This is a genomic window from Salipiger sp. (genome assembly GCF_059781815.1).
In genome coordinates this window covers 1-8679 of record NZ_JBYNAH010000223.1, presented here as the reverse complement: position 1 = coordinate 8679, position 8679 = coordinate 1, and the positions used below count along the sequence as shown (strand labels likewise).

Annotated in this window: 13 protein-coding genes; 10 read left to right on the top strand and 3 right to left on the bottom strand. The window is 69.4% G+C overall.

Annotation, left to right across the window (positions count from 1 at the left end; genetic code table 11):
• The 10 genes from AC6RA4_RS20535 to AC6RA4_RS20490 form a co-directional block, all read left to right on the top strand.
• Positions 1 to 212, top strand: a 212-nt coding sequence (locus AC6RA4_RS20535) for a hypothetical protein (protein WP_500163508.1), incomplete at its 5' end; no start/stop codon positions are given.
• A 473-nt stretch (positions 213 to 685) separates the two neighbouring features.
• Positions 686 to 2470: a phosphomethylpyrimidine synthase ThiC gene (gene thiC, locus AC6RA4_RS20530; protein WP_500163506.1), complete on the top strand. Its 1785-nt coding sequence runs from the start codon at positions 686 to 688 to the stop codon at positions 2468 to 2470.
• Positions 2467 to 3414: an FAD-dependent oxidoreductase gene (locus AC6RA4_RS20525; RefSeq protein WP_500163505.1), complete on the top strand. Its 948-nt coding sequence runs from the start codon at positions 2467 to 2469 to the stop codon at positions 3412 to 3414. The genes thiC and AC6RA4_RS20525 overlap by 4 nt, the downstream gene beginning before the upstream one ends.
• A complete protein-coding gene (gene thiS, locus AC6RA4_RS20520) occupies positions 3404 to 3601 on the top strand; it encodes a sulfur carrier protein ThiS (RefSeq protein ID WP_500163503.1) in 198 nt (65 codons plus the stop codon). The genes AC6RA4_RS20525 and thiS overlap by 11 nt, the downstream gene beginning before the upstream one ends.
• Positions 3602 to 3605: 4 nt before the next feature.
• A complete protein-coding gene (locus tag AC6RA4_RS20515) occupies positions 3606 to 4364 on the top strand; it encodes a thiazole synthase (protein ID WP_500163502.1) in 759 nt (252 codons plus the stop codon).
• A complete protein-coding gene (locus AC6RA4_RS20510; RefSeq protein ID WP_500163510.1) occupies positions 4364 to 4972 on the top strand; it encodes a thiamine phosphate synthase in 609 nt (202 codons plus the stop codon). Before AC6RA4_RS20515 ends, AC6RA4_RS20510 begins: the two co-directional genes overlap by 1 nt.
• Positions 4969 to 5925 carry a ThiF family adenylyltransferase gene (locus tag AC6RA4_RS20505; protein WP_500163501.1) on the top strand — a complete coding sequence of 319 codons (957 nt, stop codon included), beginning with the start codon at positions 4969 to 4971 and terminating at the stop codon, positions 5923 to 5925. Before AC6RA4_RS20510 ends, AC6RA4_RS20505 begins: the two co-directional genes overlap by 4 nt.
• Positions 5926 to 5933: 8 nt before the next feature.
• Entirely contained in the window at positions 5934 to 6698 is a 765-nt protein-coding gene (thiD, locus tag AC6RA4_RS20500; RefSeq protein ID WP_500163499.1) for a bifunctional hydroxymethylpyrimidine kinase/phosphomethylpyrimidine kinase, read from the top strand.
• A gap of 91 nt (positions 6699 to 6789) precedes the next feature.
• Complete coding sequence (locus tag AC6RA4_RS20495) at positions 6790 to 7089, top strand: FtsB family cell division protein (RefSeq protein WP_500163497.1); 300 nt, start codon at positions 6790 to 6792, stop codon at positions 7087 to 7089.
• 267 nt (positions 7090 to 7356) lie between these two features.
• Entirely contained in the window at positions 7357 to 7512 is a 156-nt protein-coding gene (locus AC6RA4_RS20490; RefSeq protein WP_500163495.1) for a hypothetical protein, read from the top strand.
• Between the two features lie 55 nt (positions 7513 to 7567).
• Here the strand turns inward: AC6RA4_RS20490 and AC6RA4_RS20485 are convergent, their stop codons facing one another.
• The 3 genes from AC6RA4_RS20485 to ccsA form a co-directional block, all read right to left on the bottom strand.
• Positions 7568 to 8134 (bottom strand): DsbE family thiol:disulfide interchange protein, encoded by a 567-nt coding sequence (locus AC6RA4_RS20485; RefSeq protein WP_500163494.1) that lies wholly within the window; start codon positions 8132 to 8134, stop codon positions 7568 to 7570.
• Positions 8127 to 8291: a heme exporter protein CcmD gene (gene ccmD, locus AC6RA4_RS20480; RefSeq protein WP_500163492.1), complete on the bottom strand. Its 165-nt coding sequence runs from the start codon at positions 8289 to 8291 to the stop codon at positions 8127 to 8129. The genes AC6RA4_RS20485 and ccmD overlap by 8 nt, the downstream gene beginning before the upstream one ends.
• A partial coding sequence (ccsA, locus tag AC6RA4_RS20475) for a cytochrome c biogenesis protein CcsA (protein WP_500163491.1) occupies positions 8288 to 8679 on the bottom strand: 392 nt, incomplete at its 5' end. The genes ccmD and ccsA, both read right to left, overlap by 4 nt.

Genomic DNA, 8679 nt, shown 5'->3' with positions numbered 1-8679 from the left:
AGCCCGATTACAGCGAGACCGACGGGCTGGTGGACGGCCTCCTCGCCGAGGGCGGCACGGTGGATGAACTGCTTGGTGGCGACGAGATCGATCTCGGCGACGCGGTGCGCCATCTGCTCGGCAGCTGGGACGGCGACCCGGCCCATGAAGATGCCCACCATGACGAGTCGCACGATGACGATGACGGATTGCTGTCGGGCCTGTTTGGCTAACTCCCTCTCCCCCTTGATGCAGACGGACGGGATCGACAGCAGGGGATCGGGCGCCACGCCCGGTCCCCGTTTTTTCGTCAGCCCGGCTGCAAAACGTTAATCCAAAAAACAAACTTCCTACCACAAGCATCTGTTCTAAAGTGATATTCTGAGGGAGAGCTAAATCCCTCCCGCCATCCAGCCGTTTGCCCGCTTGACCGCGCCGCGCGATTTCCTATCCTGCGAACACGTCAGGGGAGTCCCGCCCAGGGGACTGAGAGGCTGACACCGGCGCATCGTTGCCGGGGTGACGCGACCCTTCGAACCTGACCCAGTTGATGCTGGCGTAGGAAGACCGAAGGGCATTCCCCCATCGCAACCGTGGGGCGGCCTTTTCGGGCCGCATGGCCCTGTTGCGCGCTGTCGCAATCCGGGCCGTCCGGCCCCTTTCTGCACTACGTTTCGCTTGGGTCTCATCGCGAGAGGAGACCGAAATGAAAGACACCATTCCCACCATCACCACGGGCGCATTGCCCGCCTCGACCAAGATCTACGTCCACGGCACGCAGCACGAGCTGCGCGTGCCCCTGCGCGAGATCGCCCTCACCGACGCGCCGCCGCTTCGGGTCTATGACAGCTCGGGCCCCTACACCGATCCGGCGATCGGGATCGACATCGCAAAGGGCCTGCCCGAGGTGCGCGGCGGCTGGCTGCAGGCGCGCGGCGAGGTCGAGGAATATGCCGGGCGCAGCGTCACCGACGCCGATAACGGCTTTGCCAAGGGCGCGCGGCTGGTGCCGGACTTCCCGGTGCAGCGTCCGCCGCTGCGCGCGAAGGGCGACCGCGCCGTCACCCAGCTGGCCTATGCCCGGGCCGGCATCGTCACCCCCGAGATGGAGTTCGTCGCGATCCGCGAGAACGAGGGCCGGCGTGCCGCCCACACCCGTGACGGCGAGCCCATGGGGGCTTGCCTGCCCGATCTCGTGACGCCCGAATTCGTGCGCGACGAGATCGCCGCGGGCCGCGCCATCATCCCCGCCAACATCAATCACCGCGAACTCGAACCGATGATCATCGGGCGGAACTTCAAGGTGAAGATCAACGCCAATATCGGCAACTCGGCGGTGACCTCCTCGATGGAAGAAGAGGTCGAAAAGATGGTCTGGGCGATCTGCTGGGGCGCCGACACGGTGATGGACCTCTCGACCGGGCGCAACATCCACAACATCCGCGACTGGATCCTCCGCAACGCGCCGGTGCCCATCGGCACGGTGCCGCTCTACCAGGCGCTCGAGAAGGTCGGCGGCATCGCCGAGGACCTGACCTGGGAGATCTTCCGCGACACGCTGATCGAGCAGGCAGAACAAGGCGTGGATTACTTCACCATCCACGCCGGCGTGCGGCTGCACATGATCCCGATGACCGCGAAACGGGTCACCGGGATCGTCAGCCGCGGCGGCTCGATCATGGCCAAGTGGTGCCTGCATCATCACCGCGAGAGCTTTCTCTACGAGCATTTCGACGAGATCTGCGACATCTGCCGCCGCTATGACGTCTCGTTCAGCCTTGGCGACGGGCTGCGCCCCGGCTCCATCGCGGATGCCAATGACGAGGCGCAATTCGCCGAACTGCGCACGCTGGGCGAGCTGACACAGATTGCCTGGGCCAAGGATTGCCAGGTGATGATCGAGGGCCCCGGCCACGTGCCGATGCACAAGATCAAGGAGAATATGGACGAGCAGCTGAGGCACTGTCACGAGGCGCCGTTCTATACGCTCGGGCCGCTCACCACCGACATCGCGCCGGGCTACGATCACATCACCTCGGCCATCGGGGCGGCGATGATCGGCTGGTTCGGCACCGCCATGCTCTGCTACGTGACGCCGAAGGAGCATCTTGGCCTGCCCGACCGCGACGACGTGAAGACCGGCGTGATCACCTACAAGCTCGCCGCCCACGCCGCCGACCTCGCCAAGGGCCATCCCGGCGCGCAGCTGCGCGACGACGCGATCAGCCGGGCGCGGTTCGAGTTCCGCTGGGAGGACCAGTTCAACATCGGGCTCGACCCCGACACCGCGCGCGATATGCATGACGAGACGATGCCCGCCGCGGCCCACAAGGTGGCGCATTTCTGCTCCATGTGCGGACCGAAATTCTGCTCGATGAAGATCAGCCACGACATCCGCGCCGAGGCCGAGAAGCGCGAGGGCATGGAGAAGATGGCCGAAAAGTTCCGCGAGGGCGGCGCGCTCTACCTGCCTGCGGACCCGGCGCAATGATCTCGGTTCTTGGCACCGGGGTGGCGGGGCTCTGCGCCGCCACCGCGCTGGCCGAGCGCGGCTTGCCGGTCGAGGTGATCTCACCTCGGGATGCCCCGGCCCCCGCCTCGCATCTCGCGGGTGGCATGCTGGCGCCGTTCTGCGAGGGCGAGGCCGCGCCGGCGGTGGTGGTCTCGAAGGGTCAGGCGGCGGTCGGCTGGTGGGCCGCGCGGGTCCCGTGCGTAGAGCGGCGCGGCACGCTGGTCGTGGCCCCGCCCCGCGACGCCGCCGAGCTCGACCGCTTCGCCCGCGCCACGCAAGGGCACCGCGCGCTCGATCCCGCCATGCTCGAGCCCGAGCTTGCCGGGCGTTTCACCCGCGGCCTGCATTTCCCCGCCGAGGCCCATATGGACCCGCGCAAGGCGCTCGCCCATCTGCGCGCGGGGCTCGTGGCGCGGGGCGTGGCCTTCCGCGAGGAGGCGCCGCGTGGCGGCATCGTCGATTGCCGGGGGCTCGCGGCGGCGAGCCACCTGCCCGACCTGCGCGCGGTGCGTGGCGAGATGCTCGAGCTCCACGCGCCCGACGTGCAGCTCACGCGCCCGGTGCGGCTGCTGCACCCGCGGTTTCCCTGCTACGTGGTGCCGCGCGGCGGCGGGCGCTTCATGCTCGGCGCCACGATGGTGGAAAGCGCCCGCCCCGGCCCGGTCACCGCCCGCGCGGTGATGGAGCTGCTCTCTGCCGCCTACACGCTGCACCCGGGCTTTGCCGAGGCCGAGGTGATCGCCACCGGCGCGGCCCTGCGCCCCGCCTTCCCCGACAACATCCCCGCGCTGCGCCATGCGCCCGACCGCATCCACCTCAACGGCCTCTACAGGCACGGCTTTCTCATGGCCCCGGTGCTGGCGGAGGAGCTTGCCGGGGCGCTGGTACCACCCGCTTCAAAGGACGTTTCCCATGCGCATTGACCTCAACGGCGCGCCGGTCGAGACCCGCGCCCGCACCCTTCACGAGCTGATCGAAGAACAGGGCTTTCCTGCCTCTGCCGTGGCCACCGCCCTCGACGGCAGCTTCATCCCGCGCACCGCCCGCGACAGCGCCGCCCTCACCGAGGGCGCGCGGGTCGAGGTGCTCTCGCCGATGCAGGGAGGCTGAGGCGATGGTCTATGGCACCGACCTGAAGAGCCGCCTGATGCTCGGCACCGCGCAATACCCCTCGCCGCAGGTGCTGCGCGAGGCGATCGCGGCCTCGGGCGCCGAGGTGATCACCGTGTCGCTGCGCCGCGAGGGCAGCGAGGGCCATGCCTTCCGCGAGATCCTGCGCCAGAGCGGCTGCCGCATCCTGCCCAACACCGCCGGCTGCCACACCGTGCGCGAGGCGGTGACCACGGCGCAGATGGCGCGCGAGCTCTTTGGCACAAACTGGATCAAGCTCGAGGTGATCGGACACGCGGACACGCTGCAGCCCGACCCCTTCGCGCTGGTCGAGGCGGCGCGCATCCTTTGCGACGACGGCTTCGAGGTGTTCCCCTACACCACCGAGGACCTGATCGTCGGCGAGCGCCTGATCGAGGCCGGCTGCCGGGTGCTGATGCCCTGGGGCGCGCCGATCGGCTCGGGGCAAGGGCTGCGCCACCGCGAGGCGTTGCGCACCATGCGGGCGCATTTCCCCGACATCCCGCTGGTGATCGACGCCGGCATCGGCGCGCCATCGCAGGCGATGGCGGCGATGGAGATGGGCTTTGACGCGGTGCTGCTCAACACCGCGGTGGCCAGGGCGCTGGACCCGGTCGCCATGGCGCGCGCCTTCGGGCAGGCGGTGGCAGTGGGGCGCATGGCGCATGAGGCGGGGCTGATGCCCTGCCGCGACATGGCCACGGCCTCGACCCCGGTCTTCGGCATGGCGGAGCTGGCATGATGGGCTGGCTCGACCGCTTCTACCTGATCACCGGCCATGTCGGGCGGCTGGAACTGCTTGTGCCGCAGGGCGTGCGGCTGGTGCAGCTGCGGCTCAAGGATCTGCCCGAGGCCGAGCTGCGCCGCCAGATCGCCCGCGCCCGCGACATCTGCGCCGTGCATGGCGCGCAGCTTGTGGTGAACGATCACTGGCGGCTGGCGCTCGATCTCAACTGCAGCTTTGTCCATCTCGGGCAGGAAGACATGGACGGGGCCGATTTCCCTGCCCTGCGCCGCGCCGGCGTGCGCTTCGGGCTCTCGACCCATGACGAGGCCGAGCTTGCGCGCGCGCTGGCCTGCGCCCCGGCCTATGTGGCGCTGGGGCCGGTCTATCCGACGCGTCTGAAACAGATGGCCTGGGCGCCGCAGGGGCTGGACAAGGTGCGGCGCTGGAAGCAACTGGCGGGAGAGACGCCGCTGGTGGGCATCGGCGGGCTGACCCCCGAGCGCCTGCCCGGGCTCTTCGCCGCCGGCGCCGACAGCGCGGCGGTGGTGACCGACATCCAGCAGGCGCGAAGCCCCGAGGCGCGCTGCCGCGCGTGGATCGCGGCGACGCGGGTGCCGGCATGAGCCGCTATGACCGGCAGATGCGCCTGCCCGAGATCGGGCCCGAGGGTCAGGCCCGTCTGGCGCGGGCGCGGGTGCTGGTTGCCGGCGCGGGAGGGCTCGGCGCGGCCTTGCTGCCGCTTCTCGCAGGCGCCGGCGTCGGGCGGATCGTGCTCTACGACCCCGACACCGTGGCCGAGAGCAACCTGCACCGTCAGACGCTATTCCGCATGTCCGACCTCGGCCGCCCCAAGGCGCTGGTCGCGGCCGAGACGCTGGCGGCGCTGACCCCCGATTGCCGCATCGTGCCGCGTGTTGCGCCGCTGCTGCCCGACAGCGCGCGCGATGCCCTCGCGGACGCCGATCTGGTGATTGACGCCGCCGACCGGGTCACCGTGACCTACGCGCTCTCGGACCTTTGCCGTGCCGCCCGCAAACCGCTGGTCAGCGCCGCGGTGACCGGGCGCGCGGGCCACGTGGCCGGGTTCTGCGGCGGCGCGCCAAGCTACCGCGCCCTGTTCCCCGACCTGCCCCCGGGGCTCGCGAGCTGCGACGCCGCCGGGGTGATGGGCCCCGCCGTCGCGACATTGGGCGCGCTGCAGGCGCAGATGGCGCTCTCGGTTCTGCTCGGGCTGACGCCCTCGCCGCTCGGGCAGATGCTGACGCTCGATCTGGCAAGCTGGCGCCTCGGTGGATTTCGCTTCGATACGGCGCCGGAGCCGGAGAAGGCCGGCCCACCCATCCTCGCCCCCTCGCAGGTGTTGCCGTCTGATCTCGTCATCGAGCTGCGGTCTTGCGAGGAGGCCCCCGAGCCCGCGCTCCCGGAGGCGCTGAGGCTGCCCGAGGGCGGGCTGGCGGCGCTTGAGCCCGGGCCATGCCAGCGCGTGGTGTTTTCCTGCGCCACCGGCCTCCGGGCGTGGCGCGCGGCGCAGCAGATGCACGCGGCGGGCCATGCAACCGCGCTCCTCGCCACATGAGCGCGCGGGTGCTCTGCATCGGCGGGATCGATTCCAGCGCCGGCGCCGGGCTGCTGCGCGATGCCACGACCCTCGCCGCGATGGGCGTGCAAAGCTGCGCCGCGGTCACGGCGGTGACCGCACAGAGCGACGCCGCCGTGCGCGCCGTGCAGCTCATGCCGCCCGCGCTGGTTGCAACGCAGATCGCCACCGCCTGCGAGGGACCGGTGGATGCGGTGAAAATCGGCATGCTCGGCAGCGCCGCCCTTGTCGAGGCGGTCGCCGCCGCCCTGCCCGACCGGCCCATGGTCCTCGACCCGGTGCTGGTCTCGAGCTCCGGCCGGGCGCTGCTCGACGACGACGGGCTGACGGCACTGCTCGGGCATCTCGTCCCGCGCGCAACCCTGCTCACCCCGAACCTGCCGGAACTCCGCACCCTCGCCGCAAGGCTCGGCACGACGCCCGACGGCGCGATTGCTGCGCTGCTGCAGGACGGCTGTGGCGCAGTGCTCGTCAAGGGCGGCCACGACACGACGCCCGCGCGCGCCACCGACCGGCTCTACCGCCTCTCGGTGCCGGTGGCACTGTTCCACGCCCCGCGCCTGACACCCCACCTGCGCGGCACCGGCTGCCAGCTCGCCTCGGCCATCGCAGGCGGGCTCGCGCTGGGGTTTGACCTCGACCGTGCCGTGCAGGAGGCGAAGACCCAGCTCTCCGCGCGGTTCCGCGCGGCCTGCGACATGCCGCCTGATGCGGCGCGCCCCACCTCACGGGGAATTATGCCGCCCGCGTAAGACAGGGGATTCACATCCCGAATCACCTGTGCCATAGTCTTGGGAACGCACCCGTCAGAGGTGCCTCCCAAGGCAGAGCAAGAGCGCAGAGATGAGCGCAAGGCGCAAACCCGCATTCGGTGTCGTGATCTATACGGCCATTACCCTGAGCCTTTCGGGCTATTTCGTCTTTGCCGCCGTGCAGGGCGATTTCGGCCTGTTCCGCCGCGCCGAGATCGAGGTCGAAGGCGAACGGCTCGCCGCCGAGCTCAAGACCCTCGAAGACGAGGTCGCGCGGATGGAGAACCTCACCCGCCGCCTGTCGGACGATTATCTCGATCTCGACCTGCTCGACCAGCAGGCCCGCGACGTGCTGGGCGTGATGCGCTCGGACGAGATCGTCGTCCGCTGACGCCTTCCTGAACAATCGAACCCGCATCGGCCGGGCCTCCCCTGTCGGAGGCACCGGCCTTGCCACTCTTGCGGGCGTTTCATCCTCACGAAACGTTACGGTTTGCGGCGCTCCTCGGCGGCTTTCCGTGGATCCGTGCAGAAATCGGGCGAAAGCCCGCCAATGCGGCAGCTTATCCCCAGAAACCGGTCAACGCCGCGCTTGAAAATGCGCCCGTCTGCGCCTTCTTCTTTCCTTACAAGAAAAAAACAAACCGCAGGCAGAAACATGATCAAGAGCAGGAAAGTCAGGACACTCACAATTCTTCAGGCCGGGGCGCTCGCGTTGCTGGCCATCTTCGGCGCCTTCGCGGCGCAGGGCCAGCCGCAGCAGATCCAGCCCAGCTGCAGCAATCTCGACATGAGCACGCCCTGCGATCTCTGATCGCCGCGTCACGCCTCGTCAGGGCGCGGTTCCGGCCGCGCCCCGCAGCCGTCGATTATCGACCAAGCGCCTCGTAGAGCTTCGGCAGGAACACATCCGTGTAGAGCGTGCCCGCGAGCGGGCCGACATGCTTGTGCAGCACGGTGCCGTCACCGGCGACGATGAAGGTCTCGGGCGGGCCGGTGACCCCCCAGTTGATCGCTGCGCGCCCCTGCGGGTCGAAGGGCACGCCGATGAAGGGCGAGTGCTCCTCTGTCAGGTAGCCCGCTGCCGCCCCGGCCTTGTCCTTGAAGTTGACGCCAACGATGCGCACGCCCTGGTCCTGCAGTTCCAAGAGGCGCGGATGCTCGGCCCGGCAAGGCGGGCACCACGAGGCCCAGAAGTTCACCACCGTCACCTCGCCCGAGCGCAGATCGGCATCGGCCACGGTCGGGAAGCCCTCGAGCGTGGTCTCGGGCAGGCCCGGCGCGGGCTGACCGAGGAAGGTCGAGGGCAGCGTCGTGGTGTCGCCGCGCTGCATGCCGAAATAGGCCATCACCGCGAAGGCGAGGAAGATCACCGGCGGCAGGATCATCAGCGGCGAGACGCGGCGCTTGCGGGTCTCGGGGTTGGTCTCAGCCATGGTGTTGCCGTCCGCTCCGCTCTTCGATCTTTTCAAGCTCGGCGCGCACCCGGCGCGACCGGGCGATGCTTGCGATGACCAGAACCGCCAGCAGCCCCAGCCCGACGCCGTAGGAGGCGAGCACCGCGAAGGCGTATTTTCCAAGGTCCGGTATCATGCCTGACGCTCCCGTGCCATGAGCGCGCGGGCGCGGCGCGCGCGGATTTCCGTCTGGGTGCGCAGGAAGACCAGCGCGATGAACAGCAGCACAAAGCCCGCGATGCAGACCAGCGCCGGGTACCAGAACACGTCGGCCACGTTCTCTTCCTTGTCGAGCGACAGCGACGCGCCCTGGTGCAGGCCCTGGTTCCAGAACAGCACCGCGTAGCGCGACAGGATGGCAAAGACCGAACCGACAAGGCACAGCACGGCCGTGAGGTCCGCGGCCGTGTCCATATTCTCCACCGCTTCCCAGAGCGCCATATAACCGAGGTAGAACAGGAAGAGGACGAGGAAAGATGTCAGCCGCGGGTCCCAGGCCCACCAGGTGCCCCACATCGGCTGGC